Source organism: Xanthomonas euroxanthea (assembly GCF_900476395.1).
In the GTDB taxonomy this organism is placed as follows: domain Bacteria; phylum Pseudomonadota; class Gammaproteobacteria; order Xanthomonadales; family Xanthomonadaceae; genus Xanthomonas; species Xanthomonas euroxanthea.
In genome coordinates, this window is record NZ_UIHB01000004.1 from 33,319 (window position 1) to 47,226 (window position 13,908).

The following is a 13,908-nucleotide window of genomic DNA, read 5'->3' on the forward strand; positions in this document are numbered from 1 at the left end:
GCTTCTTACTGAGCCGTGTACACGATTTCAACGCGACGGTTCTGCGACCAGCAGCTTTCGCTGGTTTCGGTGCAGACCGGACGCTCTTCGCCGTAGCTGACCACGGTCAGCTGGCTGGCGGAACCGCCGGCAGCCTGCAACGAGGACGACACGGCGTTGCCGCGGCGCTCGCCCAGACCCATGTTGTACTCGCGCGAACCACGCTCGTCGGCATTGCCCTGCAGGGTGATGCGCGAGGACGGACGGTCACGCAGGTACTTGGCGTGGCACGCCATGATGGCCTGGAATTCCGGCTTCAGGGAGTCCTGATCCAGATCGAAGTAGACAACGCGCTGGCGCAGGCAGGCATCGGTATCCAGGTCGCCCGGGCCATACAGGCCAGAGGTGGACGGGCCGGTGGGAACGGAGGAACCAGCGGTGGTGTCAGTCGCAGGAGGCGGAGTTTCCTTCACCTTCTTCGAACAACCGGCCAGCACGGCAACGGACAACAGGGAGACAAGCAAGACGCGGGTGGACTTGTTCATGGGATACCTATGGAGGCTCTGGGCCAATGAGTGGTTTAACGCAGCGAAATATTAACATTAATGCGCGGTTCGGTAAGGCCCCCATGCGGGTTCTCTCACATCGCCATCGGCCAGGACCAGACGCTGGCGGACGCGAGCGTCGGCGGAGACGGCGTAGAGCACGCCACGGCCACCCTCACGTGCGGCGTACAGCACCATGCTGGCGTTCGGCGCAAAGCTCGGCGACTCGTCCAGCGACCCCGGCGAGAGCGTACTCCAGCTCGGTGAACCCAGGCTGCGATCCATCATGGCGATGCGGTAGCTATTGCCGCTGCCCTGCGCCACGGCGATCTTCTTGCCGTCAAAGGACACGCTGGCGGTGGCGTTGTAGTTGCCCTGGAAGGTCACGCGGTTGGCGCTGCCGCCGCTGGCAGAGACCTGATAGATCTGCGGACGACCGCCGCGATCGGAGGTGAAATAGATGCTGCCACCATCCGGCGCCCAGGTCGGCTCGGTGTCGATGCCGAAGTGGTTGGTCAGCTGGGTCAGCTGCTTGCTGCCCAGGTCCATCACGTAGATTTCCGGGTTGCCGCTGCGCGACAGTGCCAGCGCCAGGCGACGCCCGTCCGGCGAGAACGACGGCGCACCGTTGATGCCACGGAAGCTGGACACCAGTTCACGCGCGCCGGTGGCGATGTCCTGCAGGTAGATCGAGGAATTGCCGCGCTCGAAGCTCACATAGGCCAGCTTCTTGCCGTCCGGGCTCCAGTTCGGCGACAGCAGCGGCTCGGCCGAACGCACGATGGTCTGCGGGTTGTAGCCATCCGAATCGGCCACCATCAATGCATAGCGCATCGCGCCACCCTTGCCGCTGGCGGTCACGTAGGCAATCCGGGTCCAGAACGCGCCGCGCACGCCGGTGATCTTCTCGTAGATCGCATCGGCCATCTGGTGCGAGACATCGCGCATCGCGTTGGCGCGCGCAGTCATCGCCAGGCCGAGCAGGCGCTCGCCCTTGGCCACGTCGAACAGTTCGTACTCCACGCGGTAGGCGCCTTCGCCGGCATCCATGACGCGGCCGACCACGATGTAGTTCTGCTTGAGCGTGCGCCAGGTCTGGAACTGCACCTCGGTGCCACGGGTCGGCTTTTCGACGATCTGCGCAACCGGCAGCGTGCGGAACTGGCCGGAGCGGTCCAGATCGGCGCCGACGACGGCAGACACATCGGTCTGTGGCGCAGTACCGGAACCTTGGTACGGCATGGGCACGACGGTGATCGGTGTCGCCGAGGCGCTACCGCCCACGATATCGATGGTGAGCCCTTGCTGTTGCGCAAGTGCGCTCAGCGGCAACAACAGGGCGGTCAAGGCAGCTAGCCAACGCAGCGGTTTTTTCATGGACGGCTCGGATCGGGCAGGAAAAGTGTGCAAGGGATACCAATCAGCGAGTGAACATACTCGCAATCGTGAACGAGACAGCGTGAAAACGGAGCGAGTGGTCCACCAGCAGGCGCTTGCGTCAGTCTAGAGCGAGCGGGCTTGCGGTTGCGTGCCCACTCGGTTGCCCGGCAGACCTGCACCAGGCAGTGGATCGCTACCGCTTCCCCGCCGAGGCGCAGCGCAGGCTGTGCTGCCGCGCCCCGGCCATCCGTGACCTGTGCTTACTGGTCCTGGGCGGTGAACACAAACGTCAGGTTGCGCTGGAAGACCGACTCGAATCCGCGATACGGCAATGGCTGGGCGCTCAGCACCGCGGCCTCGATCGAGCGCTGGCCGGCCTCGTCGTACGGGCAGCCGGGCGCGACCTTGGCTTCCATCACGCTGCCGCCGGGCAACTGGCGGATGTTGATGGTGCACTTCTGGCCCGGCGGAACCGACGGCGGGCGCACCCACTGCGCCAGCACCTTCTGCTGGATCGCCGCGGCGTACTTGGCCGACAGATCGGTGCTGGTGCCGCCCTGCCCTGCGGTCGGTTGCGCGCTGGCGGCGGCAGCCGACGAGGCCTGCTGCGCGCGCGCGGCGGCGACCTGGCGCAGCTTCTGCTCGGCCAGCGCGGCCTCCTTGGTGGCCTGCTCGCGCTGGCGGCGGATCTCGGCGATCTTCTTCTCGCGCTCGGCATCGGCGGCAGCCTGTTGCGCGGCGGCCTGCTTCTTCTTGGCGTCGGCTTCTTCCTGCTGCTTGGCCAGGCGCAGTTTCTGCTCGGCCTCTTCCTGGCGCTTGCGCTCGGTCAGGTCGATCTGCTCCTGGCGGCGCTTGGCTTCCTGCTCCTGCTTGGCCTTTTCCGCCGACAGTGCCAGCGCATCGACACGGTCCTGGTCGACCTTGTCGGGTTGCGCGACGCGCTCCTGTGCCTGTGCCTGTTGCGGCGTGGGCGCATCCTGCGGACGCGGCTCGGGAATCGGCTGCGGCGGCGGCACGGTATCTTCCGGCGCCGGCTCGGGCAGCGGCGCGGGCGGTGGCGGTGCCTCCACCGGCGTGGCCTTCAGCGCCTGGCGCGCGACGCGTGCTTCGGCCGCGGACACGTCCAGCGAGGCTTCCATGCTGGGATCGCCCGCCGCCGGCTCGACCGAGCGTTCGGGCGACCACAGCCAGCCGGCAATGAACACCAGTGCGACCAGTACGTGCACGACCAGGGCAAGCATGACCGGTCGCAGCCAGCCATCCTCGCGTGCGGTCTGGGTGGGGAGTGCGTCAGCGTGCATCGCTGCCTGCAGTGCCGCCGGAGTCGGAGATCAGGCCGACCTTCTCGACCTTGGCCTGCTTGAGCACGTCGATGGCGTCCATGATCTTTTGATACGGCGCGGCGCGATCGCCGGCCACCACCACGCGCGCGTCCTTGTCCTGCGCCACGATGGCGGCCAGCTGCGCCTGCAGCGCGGCCACGTCCATGGCCTGCGGCTTGCCCTTGGGCAGCTGCAGGGCAAGCTGGCCGTCGGCAGCGACCACCACCACGACCGGATCCTGCTTGCTCTCCAGCGCCTTGGCGCGCGAGCTCGGCAGGTTCACGTCGGTACTCAGGGTCAGCAGCGGTGCGGTCACCATGAAGATGATCAGCAGCACCAGCATCACGTCGATGTACGGCACGACGTTGATGTCGGATTTGAGCTTGCGCTTCTTACGGCGGGAAATACCGGAAATCATCGCGGAACGTTCCTATTGATCCCCCGCACATGGATGTGCGGGCTCTTGCGGCGGACTCGCCCATCCAATCCCTCGCACACGCGGGTGCGAGCTGTCGCGCGTGGCAAGCCTGCCCAGTCCCTGCGCAGCGGGAAACGGGCATGAGCGGCTGCCAAACCGGCCACGTCCGCGCACCGGGGTGTGCGGGCCATGGCAGGAGATTGGCCTACCTGCCGGCTGTCGCAGGGCGCGCGCATCACTCGTCTGCGCCGGCCTGGCGCTGCAGGATCGAGCTGAACTCGTCGGCGAAGGTCTCGTAGCGCACCGACAGCCGTTCCACGCGGGTGGTGAAGCGGTTGTAGGCCCACACCGCGGGAATTGCCACGAACAGACCGATGGCGGTGGCGAACAGGGCTTCGGAAATACCCGGCGCCACGGCCGCGATACCGGCCTGCTCGCCGCTGCTGACCATGTCGTGCATGGTCACCATGATGCCGAACACGGTACCGACCAAGCCGACGTACGGCGCGGTGGAGCCGATGTTGGCCAGCAATTCGAGATTGCGCTCGAGCTGGTCGACTTCGCGGGTGAAGGCGGTGCGCATGGCACGCTGCGCGCCTTCCAGCTGCACCCGCCCGTCCAGCCGGCGGCGGTCACGCAGCCGCGAGAACTCGCGGAAGCCGCTCTCGAACATCGACTCCAGGCCGCCGACGGTGCGGTTGCGGTCGGTGGCAGATGCGTAGAGCTTGGCCAGATCGGCGCCGGACCAGAATCGGTTCTCGAACTCGTCCGCCTCGCGGTTGGCCTGCTTGAAGGCGCGCGCCTTGCGGAAGATGATCACCCAGCTGATGAACGAGCCGATCAGCAGCAGCAACACGATGATCTTGACCGGGATACTCGCCCGCAGGATCAGATCGACATAGTTGATGCTGCTGTTGTGCGCCACGCTGGCGGTCTGTGCCGCAGCGGCGGCAACGTCCTGCGGTAGTGCTTCCACTACCGTGTCCTGCAGGGCCAGGAGCAATGCAATCGACATCCGTTTGTTCCTCAGTAATCGGATTCTGGGGTTTCTAGAGCTTTCAACACGTCATACAGCGCATCGTCCATCCCGCGCGGGCGAAAGTCGCTGGTGCCGAGTGCGGCAATGCGCACCTCGGCGGTCAGCAGCACTTCGCCCTCGCGACGCACCGACTGCGCAAACAGCAGGCTGGCCCGTCTGCATCGCAGCAACACTGCCGACACTGACAGCGCATCGTCGAGCCGGGCCGGCTTGAGGAAATCCAGTTGCATCGAGCGAACCGCAAACACCAGCTCGTGCTGCTGGCGCAGGCGTTCCTGCCCATAACCGGCCGCGCGCATCCATTCGGTGCGCGCACGCTCCATGAAGGCGACGTAGCGCGCATGGTAGACCACCCCGCCGGCGTCGGTATCTTCCCAGTACACGCGTGTCGGCCAACTGAATACTGGCGGAAAATCGGGAGACGGGAATCGGGCGTCGGCGGTCATGGGCACGGAGGGTTGGTCGAGACGGGCCGGGCGAGCGACAAACGGAGCACCATCAGAACAGCTCTCCCGGCTCGCCGATGCCCGGGGCGCGATCGCGCGGCGGCTTCAGGCCCAGGTGCAGATAGGCCTTGGTGGTGACCATGCGGCCGCGCGCGGTGCGGATCAGAAAGCCCTGCTGGATCAGATAGGGCTCGATCACGTCTTCCAGCGTGCCGCGCTCCTCCGACAGCGAGGCGGCCAGCGATTCCACGCCGACCGGGCCGCCGTCGAAGTGTTCGACGATCACCCGCAGCATGCGCCGGTCGAGCTCGTCGAAGCCTTCCGGGTCGACCTTGAGCATCTGCATCGCCGCCTGCGCCACCGGCAGATCGATATGCCCGGCGGCCTTGACCTGGGCAAAGTCGCGCACACGCCGCAGCAGCCGGTTGGCGATACGCGGGGTGCCGCGCGCGCGGCGGGCGATCTCGGCCGCGCCTTCGGGCGTGCAATCGATGCCCAGGATCGCCGCCGAGCGGATCACGATGCGGGTCAGTTCCTGCGGCGAATAGAACTCCAGCCGCTGCACGATGCCGAAGCGGTCGCGCAGCGGCGCGGTCAGCAGGCCGGCACGGGTGGTGGCGCCGATCAGGGTGAACGGCGGCAGGTCGATCTTGATCGAGCGCGCGGCCGGGCCGTCGCCGATCATGATGTCGATCTGGAAATCTTCCATCGCCGGGTATAGCACTTCTTCCACCACCGGCGAGAGGCGATGGATCTCGTCGATGAACAGCACGTCGTGCGGCTGCAGATTGGTCAGCAGCGCGGCCAGGTCGCCGGCCTTTTCGATTACCGGGCCGGAGGTCGAGCGCAGGTTCACGCCCAGCTCGTTGGCGATGACATGGCTGAGCGTGGTCTTGCCCAGGCCGGGCGGGCCGAAGATCAGCACATGGTCCATCGCCTCGCCGCGCGCCCTGGCTGCTTCGATGTAGATCTCCATCTGCTCGCGCACCGGCTGCTGGCCTAGATAGTCGGCCAGGCGCTTGGGCCGGATGCTCGCATCGGCGGCATCGTCTTCGCGGGTGGCATTGCTGGCGATGATGCGGTCCATTGAAAAGCCGGGAATGGGGAATCGAGAATGGGGAATTGAGCGGACAATAGTAGCGGTTACCGGCACCGCTGGTGCCCTTTTCAGCCGCCGCCGAGTGTCTCGGGCCGGCGCAGGCCGTTGCTCTTCCTATTCCCCATTCCCGTCTCCCGATTCCAAAGGCCGCGACGCGGTCGCGGCCTCAGATCTCGACCTGGGCGCCCAGCTCGACCAGGCGGTTGCCGGGGATGCGGAAGAAGCCGGTGGCCGGGGCGGCGTTGCGATGCATCAGCGCGAACAGCTTGTCGCGCCAGATCGGCATGCCGCGGTTGGCGCTGGCCACGATGGTCTCGCGGCTGGCGAAGAAGGTGGTGTCCATCGGGTCGAAATGGATGCCGCCCTGGTCGCAGGAGCGCATCAGTGCCAGCGGCACGTCCGGCGTTTCCATGAAGCCGAAGCGCACATAGACGCGGTAGAACTCGTCGCCGATCGATTCGATCTGCAGGCGCTTGTCCGCCGGCGCGTATGGGATCGGCAAGGTGTCGACGTTGAGGAAGATGTTGCGCTCGTGCAGCACCTTGTTGTGCTTGAGGTTGTGCATCAGCGCATGCGGCACCACCATCGGGTCGGCGGTGAGGAACACCGCCATGCCCGGCACGCGCGCCGGCGGGGCCAGCATCAGGCCCGGCAGGAAGCTGTCGATGCGGATGCCGTCCTTGCGGATTTCCTCGCGCAGCAGCGCGCGGCCGCGGCGCCAGGTACGCATCAGGGTGAACACCACGATGCCCAGCGCCAGCGGGAACCAGGCGCCCTGCAGCAGCTTGGCACCATTGGCGATGACGAAGGCCAGCTCGATGAAGAAGAACACCACGCACAGCGGCAGCACCCAGTTACGCCAGCGCGGCCACAACGAGCGCGCCACCAGCGCCAGCAGCAGGGTGTCGATCAGCATGGTCATCGACACCGAGATGCCGTAGGCCACCGCCAGATTGGTGGAACTGCGGAAGATCAGCACCAGCGCGATCACCATCACCATCAACAGCCAGTTGATGCCGGGCACGTAGATCTGGCCGATGGTGGTGCGCGAGGTGTGCTTGATCAGCATGCGCGGGATGTAGCCCAGCTGCATCGCCTGGCGGGCCACCGAATAGGCGCCGGTGATGACCGCCTGCGACGCGATCACGGCCGCCAGCGTGGCCAGGATGATCATCGGATACAGCGCCCAGCCCGGCACCGCTTCGAAGAACGGGTTCTTCAGCGCGGATGGGTGATTGAGCACCAGCGCGCCCTGCCCCAGGTAATTGAGCAGCAGCATCGGCAGCACGAAGAAATACCAGCCGTGGCGGATCGGCCTGGCGCCGAAGTGGCCCATGTCCGCATACAGCGCCTCGCCGCCGGTCACCGCCAGCACCACCGCGCCGAGGATGAACACCCCGTGCCAGCCATGCTCCATGAAGAAGCGGATCGCCCACCACGGATTGAAGGCCTTCAGCACTTCCGGCGCATCGATGATGTTCCAGGCGCCGATCGCCCCCAGCGACAGGAACCACAGGCAGGTGATCGGCCCGAACACCTTGCCGACCTTTTCGGTGCCGAAGCGCTGCACCATGAACACCACCAGCAGCACGATCACGGTGATCGGCACGATGAAGGGATGCAGGCTGGGCGCGGCGATTTCCAGGCCTTCCACCGCGCCCATCACCGAGATGGCCGGGGTGATCACGCCATCGCCGAAGAACAGCGAGGCGCCGAAGATGCCGAGGATGCCGACCACGTACGCCGAGCGCGAGCCGTTGCGCATGGTGCGCTGGGTCAGCGCCATCAAGGCCATGATGCCGCCCTCGCCCTCGTTGTCGGCGCGCATGATGATGGTCACGTACTTGAGCGTCACCGTGACCATCAGCGCCCAGAACGCCAGTGACAGCACGCCCAGCACGGTGTCGTGGTCGCTGGTCAGCCCGTAGTGCGGCGAGAACGCCTCCTTGAGGGTGTACAGCGGACTGGTGCCGATATCGCCGAAGACGACGCCGATGGCGCCGATGACCAAGGCCATATGGCTATTGGCAGGCGCATGGCCGTGGCCAGCTGCGGAAGTGGGGGTCTGGGACATGAAGTGGGCAGGGTATCGCCAAGTGGCGTGAAGGAGAGGAAGACAGCGCAGCCTAGCGGAGCGCGGCCTGGAGGGCCTTGCGAATGACCGTGGCGACTTCGTCGCCTTCTGCCCCGGCCTCGCGTGCCATGCGTGCGGCCTCGGCCGGCTTGTAACCCAGTTGCTGCAACGCCACCGTGGCTTCGGACACCGCATCCGGGCCGAGCTGGCCGGTGATCGGCGCACCGCTGCTGAAGTCGGCGGCGCGGTCGCGCAGCTCCACCACCATACGCTCGGCGGTCTTCTTGCCGATGCCGGGGATGCGCGTCAGCGCGGTGATGTCGCCGCTGGTGATCAGGCGGGCGAACTCGTCCACGCTGACCCCGGACAGCACCGCCAGCGCGATCTTGGCGCCGATGCCGGTGACCTTCTGCACGTCGCGGAACAGCCTGCGCTCGCCTTCGCGCAGGAATCCGTACAGCGACACGCTGTCTTCCTTCTGCGCGTAGTGGGTGAACAGGATCACGTCGCGGCCGACATCGGGCAGGTCGTAGAAGGTGCTCATCGGCGCCTCCAGCTCGTAGCCCACCCCACCCACGTCGATCACCAGCCACGGCGGCTGCTTGTAGGCCAGGATCCCGCGCAGGCGGCCGATCATTGGGCACCGCCGGGGCGGTGCCGGGATTGGGGAATCGGGAATGGAGAATCGTAAGAGCGCGCGCTGCTCTGGACTCTGCTGTTGCAATTCCCGATTCCCGATTCCCGACTCCCGATTCTCATTTCTTGCGGCTCCAGGCCTGTTGGGTATTGACGCCCAGGCGCTGCGCGGTGGCGCGCACATGGGCGTGGGTGATGGCGACCGCCAGTGCGTCGGCGGCGTCGGCCTGCAGCTTGCCTTTCAGGTTGAGCATGATGCCGACCATGTGCTGGACCTGCACCTTGTCCGCCCCGCCCTTGCCGACCAGCGCCAGCTTGATCTCGGTGGCAGCGTACTCGTGCACCGGCAGGTCGCGCAGCACCACCGCGCAGATCGCCGCCCCGCGCGCGTGGCCGAGCTTGAGCGCGGAATCGGCACTCTTGCCCATGAACACCTTCTCGATCGCCACTTCCTGCGGCCGGTAGGTCTCGATCACCTCGCCCAGCCCGTGCAGCAGGCGCTTGAGCCGCTGGGCGAAGTCGCCCTCGCCCAGCAGCACCAGCGGCGCATGATAGACATGCCGGCTGCGACCGCTCTCATCGACGTCGATGATGCCGAGCCCGGTCCGCTGCGAGCCGGGGTCGATGCCCAGGATGCGGGTCATCGCGCGGCCGGGAATGGGGAGTCGGGAATCGGGAATGGGTAAAGCAGCCTCCTGGCATGCCCGACGCTGCCGGGCAATGCAGGATGCAGCTGTTTCAACTCCCGATTCTCCATTCCCGATTCCCGGCGCTTCAAGCGCCGAGACTCGACTGGTCGACGTTCGAATACACGTCCTGGACGTCGTCCAGGTCTTCGAGCATGTCGAGCAGCTTGCGGACCTGCACGGCGGTGTCGCCGTCGACGGCGATGTCGTTTTCGGCGCGGAAGGTGATTTCGGCGTGGGCCGGCTCCAGGCCGGCGGCGGTCAGCGCCTGCTTGACCTGGGCGAAGGCCTCCGGGGCGGTCAGTACGTCGATGGCGCCATCTTCGGGGTAGACCACCACGTCGTCGGCGCCGGCTTCGATGGCCGCGTCGGTGAGGGTGTCTTCGTCGGTGCCGGCGGCAAAGCTCAGCACGCCCAGGCGCTTGAACATGAAGGCCACCGAGCCGTCGGTGCCCATGTTGCCGCCGCACTTGCTGAAGGCATGGCGCACGTCGGCCACCGCGCGCACGCGGTTGTCGGTCAGGCAGTCCACGATCACCGCCACGCCGCCGGGGGCGTAGCCCTCGTAGCGCACTTCCTCGTATTCCACGCCTTCCAGCTCGCCGGTAGCTTTCTTGATGGCGCGCTCGATCACGTCCTTGGACATGTTCGCCGACAGCCCCTTGTCCACCGCCACGCGCAGGCGCGGATTGTTGGACGGATCGCCACCGCCGCCGCGCGCGGCGACGCTGATCTCGCGAATGATCTTGGTGAACATCTTGCCGCGTTTGGCGTCGGAGGCGTTCTTGCGGCCTTCGATGGAGGGGCCTCTACCCATGGGTGGTTCCGGACTGGCTTGAATGACAGGGCGCGAATTTTACCTGATTGCTCGCCCGCACCGGGGCGGCGGCGTTCAGTGGCCGAACCGGCCGTGGCGCAGGAAGCGCAGCACCTGCTGCGCGGCCTCGGGCGAGCGCAACAGACCGCTGTGGCTGGCCTGCACCACGCAATGGTCGCGCAGCCCCGGCAGGCGGGTTTCAGCCAGCGCCACGGTGCCGTCCGAGCCGCCGTCCAGCGGCGCCAGCCAGCGCCCCACCCCGCGCGCGACGGTGCCGGCGACCTGGCCGATCTCCGCCTCGCCCTCCCAGTGCGCGACACCGTGCTGCAACAAGGCCGCGCTGCGCCCCAGCGCCCAGCGCCCGCCGCGCCGGGCCAGGCCGCGCGCGGCGGCGCTGCCGCACAACGGCGAGCCCAGGCAGACCACGCGGCGCACAGGCAATGCGGGCGCGGCGCGCAGGGCCTGCAGCGCCACCAGCCCGCCCAGGCTGTGACAGACCAGCCACTGCGCGCCGGTCGCCTGCAGGCGTTCGATCAGCCGCGGCACCGCCTGCGCCGGACCGCCGAGCACGCTGGCGTAGCCGAACAGCGCCGGCGCCAGGCCCTCGGCACGCAGCCGACGCGCGAGCGGCAATAGCCAGTGCGCGGTATTCCAGACGCCGTGCACCAGCAGCACGTCGGCGGTTGCGGTCGCACGTCGCGCACCCGCTGGCATCGGCGTGCCGCTCAGTCGGCCGCAATGCGCGGATTGCGGCGCAGGATGAATTCGCGGTCGAGGATCTTGCCGACCGGGAAATCGTACTCGCCCACCTTTTCGAAACCGTAGCGGGCGTAGAAGCGTTGTGCGCCGAAATTCTCCGACCACACGCCGATCCACAGCGTGCGCGGGCCGTCGCGCTCCAGCCATTCCAGCGTGGTCTCGAACAGGCGGCTGCCCCAGCCACTGTTCTGGTAGTCCTTCAACAGATACAGCCGCTTGAGCTCACCGTCGCCGGGACGCACGTCCTGGTGCGGCAGCCCGCAGGGCCCGGCGGCGGCGTGGCCGACCAGCAGGTTGTCCATCTCCAGCAGCCAGATCGCATAGTCCGGATGCGCCAGCACGATGCGTGCGCGCTCGACCGCGTAGGTCTCCTGCAGGAAGCCGTGCAGATCCTCTGGCGAGTACAGATGCCCGAAGGTTTCGGTGAACGTCTGCGCAGCCAGCAGCGACAAGGCTTCGGCATCGTCCGGTGTGGCGCGGCGGATGCGGGTCATGCGGGCGTCTCATGCCGGGGGGACGTGGCAGCTTCGCGCATGCGGCTTCGTTGCCGCAAGCGGGGAATGGGGAATGGGGAATGGGGAATGGGGAATGGGGAAGCGGGAGGCGGGAATCGGGAAAGCATCCGGGATCCGCGTTTCCGGACCGCTCGCAGTGGATTGTCGAGGGCGCGCGAGGAGCGCGGCCCTGCGTCGCGGTTGCGGCAGGGCGCGCCTCGGCTGAGGACACCGCCAGTTCGGCAGATGTGCAGCGCGCCACCGCATCTACGCATGCGACACGCTGGGGGCGCGGCGTATCAGCTACACGGCCACGCGCTGGCATGGCCGTGTGGTGACAGGTCAGGCCTGCTTGGGGCGTACCTGCACGTGCACTTCGGCCAGCTGATCGGCGGCGATCGGCGACGGGGCGTCGGTCATCAGGTCCTGCGCGCCGGTGGTCTTGGGGAACGGGATGACGTCGCGGATCGATTCGGTGCCGGCCATCAATGCAGCGATGCGGTCGATGCCGAAGGCGATGCCGCCGTGTGGCGGGGCGCCGTAGTTCAGCGCATCGAGCAGGAAGCCGAACTTGGCACGCGCCTCCTCGGCGCCGATGCCGAGCAGCTCGAACACCGCGCTCTGCATGTCCGGGCGGTGGATACGGATCGAACCGCCGCCGATCTCGTTGCCGTTGAGCACCATGTCGTAACCACGCGAGACCGCGGTGCGGGCGTTGGCGCGCAGGTCGGCGATGTCGTCCACCGCCGGCGCGGTGAAGGGGTGATGCAGGGCCACGTAACGCTGCGCCTCCTCGTCCCATTCGAACATCGGGAAATCGGTGACCCACAGCGGCGCCCAGCCATCGGCGACCAGATTGAATTCCTTGCCGGCCTTCAGGCGCAGTGCGCCCATGAAGTCGGACACGGTGTTGTAGCGGCCGGCGCCGAAGAACACGATGTCGCCATTGGCCGCACCGACGTGCTTGAGCAGCGCAGCGAAGGCCTCTTCGCCGAAGAACTTGGCGATCGGCGAGCTGACCTCGCCGGTCTCCGACAGCTTGATGTAGGCCAGGCCCTTGGCGCCGTACTTGGCGGCGTGCGCGGCGTAGTCGTCGATCTGCTTGCGGCTCAGCGTGGCGCCACCGGGGATGCGCAGCGCGGCCACGCGGCCGTCGGCGTCATTGGCGGCGGCGGTGAACACCGGGAACTCGCTGGCCTTGACCAGCTCGGCCACGTCGACCAGCTCCAGCCCGATGCGCAGGTCCGGCTTGTCCGAACCATAGCGACGCATCGCCTCGGCCCAGGTCATGCGCGGGAACTGCGCGGCCAGCTCGACCTCCACCACTTCCTTGAAGATGGCGCGGATCATGTCTTCGACGAAATCCTGCACGTCGCGTTCGCGCACGAAGGCAAATTCCATGTCCAGCTGGGTGAATTCCAGCTGGCGGTCGGCGCGCAGCGCTTCGTCGCGGAAGCAGCGTGCGATCTGGTAGTAGCGGTCGAAGCCGGCCACCATCAGGATCTGCTTGAACAGCTGCGGGCTCTGCGGCAAGGCGTAGAACTCGCCCGGATGCATGCGCGCCGGCACCAGGAAGTCGCGTGCGCCTTCCGGGGTGGCCTTGGTCAGGATCGGGGTTTCGATGTCCTGGAAATCGCGTGCGTCCAGGTGCCGGCGCAGCGCCTGCACCAGCTTGATGCGGGTGCGCTGCATGCGCTGCATTTCCGGACGGCGCAAATCCAGGTAACGGTACTTCAGGCGGGTTTCCTCGCCCGGGTTTTCATGCGCGTGGAACGGCAGCGGCGCAGCCTTGTTGAGGATGCTGATGCGGGTGGCGATCACTTCCACCTTGCCGGTGCGCAGCTTGTCGTTGACCGCATGACGCGCACGCACCACGCCTTCGACCTGCAGCACGTCCTCGTAGCCGAGGCTGGCGGCCACCTTGAACAGCTCGGCGCTGGCGTCGTCGCCGGCCACCGGTTCCACCGTCACCTGCACGATGCCTTCGTGGTCACGCAGGTCGATGAAGCACACCCCGCCCAGGTTGCGGGCCACGTCGGTCCAGCCGGCGAGAGTGACGGTTTGGCCGATCAAGGTCTCATCGACCAGGCCGCAGAAGTGGGTACGCATCGAAAGCTCCGCTGAAAACCCGACGCAGGACGGCGCCGGAGAGCCGGATATTCTGGGGCCGGCGGGCGACAGGAGCAAATGCGCAGGCGCTCATGGCCGCTTAAG

General features: G+C 67.0%; 14 protein-coding genes. All 14 read right to left on the minus strand.

Translation table 11 applies throughout. The features are described from left to right. Positions 1 to 5: 5 nt before the first annotated feature. Positions 6 to 524: a peptidoglycan-associated lipoprotein Pal gene (gene pal, locus CPBF1521_RS12630; RefSeq protein WP_016904129.1), complete on the minus strand. Its 519-nt coding sequence runs from the start codon at positions 522 to 524 to the stop codon at positions 6 to 8. Between the two features lie 57 nt (positions 525 to 581). Then, positions 582 to 1,901, minus strand: a complete 1,320-nt coding sequence (gene tolB / locus CPBF1521_RS12635; RefSeq protein WP_104584698.1) for a Tol-Pal system beta propeller repeat protein TolB — start codon at positions 1,899 to 1,901, stop codon at positions 582 to 584. Between the two features lie 263 nt (positions 1,902 to 2,164). Beyond that, positions 2,165 to 3,205, minus strand: coding sequence for a cell envelope integrity protein TolA (gene tolA / locus CPBF1521_RS12640; RefSeq protein ID WP_104584700.1), 1,041 nt, complete (start codon positions 3,203 to 3,205; stop codon positions 2,165 to 2,167). After that, positions 3,195 to 3,644 (minus strand): protein TolR, encoded by a 450-nt coding sequence (gene tolR / locus CPBF1521_RS12645; RefSeq protein WP_016904126.1) that lies wholly within the window; start codon positions 3,642 to 3,644, stop codon positions 3,195 to 3,197. The genes tolA and tolR overlap by 11 nt, the downstream gene beginning before the upstream one ends. Positions 3,645 to 3,879: 235 nt before the next feature. Further along, the gene (gene tolQ, locus CPBF1521_RS12650; protein WP_016904125.1) at positions 3,880 to 4,659 is read right to left on the minus strand and encodes a protein TolQ; all 780 of its coding nucleotides are present in this window, start codon (positions 4,657 to 4,659) and stop codon (positions 3,880 to 3,882) included. Positions 4,660 to 4,670: 11 nt separating this feature from the next. Further along, a complete protein-coding gene (gene ybgC / locus CPBF1521_RS12655; RefSeq protein WP_104584702.1) occupies positions 4,671 to 5,129 on the minus strand; it encodes a tol-pal system-associated acyl-CoA thioesterase in 459 nt (152 codons plus the stop codon). Positions 5,130 to 5,181: 52 nt separating this feature from the next. Further along, positions 5,182 to 6,216 carry a Holliday junction branch migration DNA helicase RuvB gene (gene ruvB, locus CPBF1521_RS12660; RefSeq protein WP_104584704.1) on the minus strand — a complete coding sequence of 345 codons (1,035 nt, stop codon included), beginning with the start codon at positions 6,214 to 6,216 and terminating at the stop codon, positions 5,182 to 5,184. Positions 6,217 to 6,394: 178 nt separating this feature from the next. Further along, complete coding sequence (locus CPBF1521_RS12665) at positions 6,395 to 8,302, minus strand: potassium transporter Kup (protein WP_115677218.1); 1,908 nt, start codon at positions 8,300 to 8,302, stop codon at positions 6,395 to 6,397. A 52-nt stretch (positions 8,303 to 8,354) separates the two neighbouring features. Continuing rightward, complete coding sequence (ruvA, locus tag CPBF1521_RS12670) at positions 8,355 to 8,939, minus strand: Holliday junction branch migration protein RuvA (protein WP_023904818.1); 585 nt, start codon at positions 8,937 to 8,939, stop codon at positions 8,355 to 8,357. Positions 8,940 to 9,057: 118 nt separating this feature from the next. Beyond that, positions 9,058 to 9,582, minus strand: a complete 525-nt coding sequence (gene ruvC / locus CPBF1521_RS12675) for a crossover junction endodeoxyribonuclease RuvC (RefSeq protein WP_016904120.1) — start codon at positions 9,580 to 9,582, stop codon at positions 9,058 to 9,060. A 130-nt stretch (positions 9,583 to 9,712) separates the two neighbouring features. Further along, positions 9,713 to 10,441, minus strand: coding sequence for a YebC/PmpR family DNA-binding transcriptional regulator (locus tag CPBF1521_RS12680; RefSeq protein ID WP_104584708.1), 729 nt, complete (start codon positions 10,439 to 10,441; stop codon positions 9,713 to 9,715). Positions 10,442 to 10,516: 75 nt separating this feature from the next. After that, positions 10,517 to 11,155, minus strand: coding sequence for an alpha/beta hydrolase (locus tag CPBF1521_RS12685; RefSeq protein ID WP_180496727.1), 639 nt, complete (start codon positions 11,153 to 11,155; stop codon positions 10,517 to 10,519). Positions 11,156 to 11,166: 11 nt separating this feature from the next. Beyond that, complete coding sequence (locus CPBF1521_RS12690; RefSeq protein ID WP_115677219.1) at positions 11,167 to 11,694, minus strand: GNAT family N-acetyltransferase; 528 nt, start codon at positions 11,692 to 11,694, stop codon at positions 11,167 to 11,169. Positions 11,695 to 12,036: 342 nt separating this feature from the next. Then, positions 12,037 to 13,803, minus strand: a complete 1,767-nt coding sequence (gene aspS, locus CPBF1521_RS12700) for an aspartate--tRNA ligase (protein ID WP_104649773.1) — start codon at positions 13,801 to 13,803, stop codon at positions 12,037 to 12,039. Positions 13,804 to 13,908: the final 105 nt, after the last annotated feature.

Bases quoted from the DNA above. Each gene is read 5' to 3' on its own strand.
- CPBF1521_RS12680 (WP_104584708.1), bottom strand. From the start codon at position 10,441: ATGGGTAGAGGCCCCTCCATCGAAGGCCGCAAGAACGCCTCCGACGCC.
- ruvC (WP_016904120.1), bottom strand. From the start codon at position 9,582: ATGACCCGCATCCTGGGCATCGACCCCGGCTCGCAGCGGACCGGGCTC.
- CPBF1521_RS12685 (WP_180496727.1), bottom strand. From the start codon at position 11,155: ATGCCAGCGGGTGCGCGACGTGCGACCGCAACCGCCGACGTGCTGCTG.
- CPBF1521_RS12690 (WP_115677219.1), bottom strand. From the start codon at position 11,694: ATGACCCGCATCCGCCGCGCCACACCGGACGATGCCGAAGCCTTGTCG.
- aspS (WP_104649773.1), bottom strand. From the start codon at position 13,803: ATGCGTACCCACTTCTGCGGCCTGGTCGATGAGACCTTGATCGGCCAA.
- ruvA (WP_023904818.1), bottom strand. From the start codon at position 8,939: ATGATCGGCCGCCTGCGCGGGATCCTGGCCTACAAGCAGCCGCCGTGG.
- tolB (WP_104584698.1), bottom strand. From the start codon at position 1,901: ATGAAAAAACCGCTGCGTTGGCTAGCTGCCTTGACCGCCCTGTTGTTG.
- CPBF1521_RS12665 (WP_115677218.1), bottom strand. From the start codon at position 8,302: ATGTCCCAGACCCCCACTTCCGCAGCTGGCCACGGCCATGCGCCTGCC.
- ruvB (WP_104584704.1), bottom strand. From the start codon at position 6,216: ATGGACCGCATCATCGCCAGCAATGCCACCCGCGAAGACGATGCCGCC.
- tolR (WP_016904126.1), bottom strand. From the start codon at position 3,644: ATGATTTCCGGTATTTCCCGCCGTAAGAAGCGCAAGCTCAAATCCGAC.
- tolQ (WP_016904125.1), bottom strand. From the start codon at position 4,659: ATGTCGATTGCATTGCTCCTGGCCCTGCAGGACACGGTAGTGGAAGCA.
- pal (WP_016904129.1), bottom strand. From the start codon at position 524: ATGAACAAGTCCACCCGCGTCTTGCTTGTCTCCCTGTTGTCCGTTGCC.
- ybgC (WP_104584702.1), bottom strand. From the start codon at position 5,129: ATGACCGCCGACGCCCGATTCCCGTCTCCCGATTTTCCGCCAGTATTC.
- tolA (WP_104584700.1), bottom strand. From the start codon at position 3,205: ATGCACGCTGACGCACTCCCCACCCAGACCGCACGCGAGGATGGCTGG.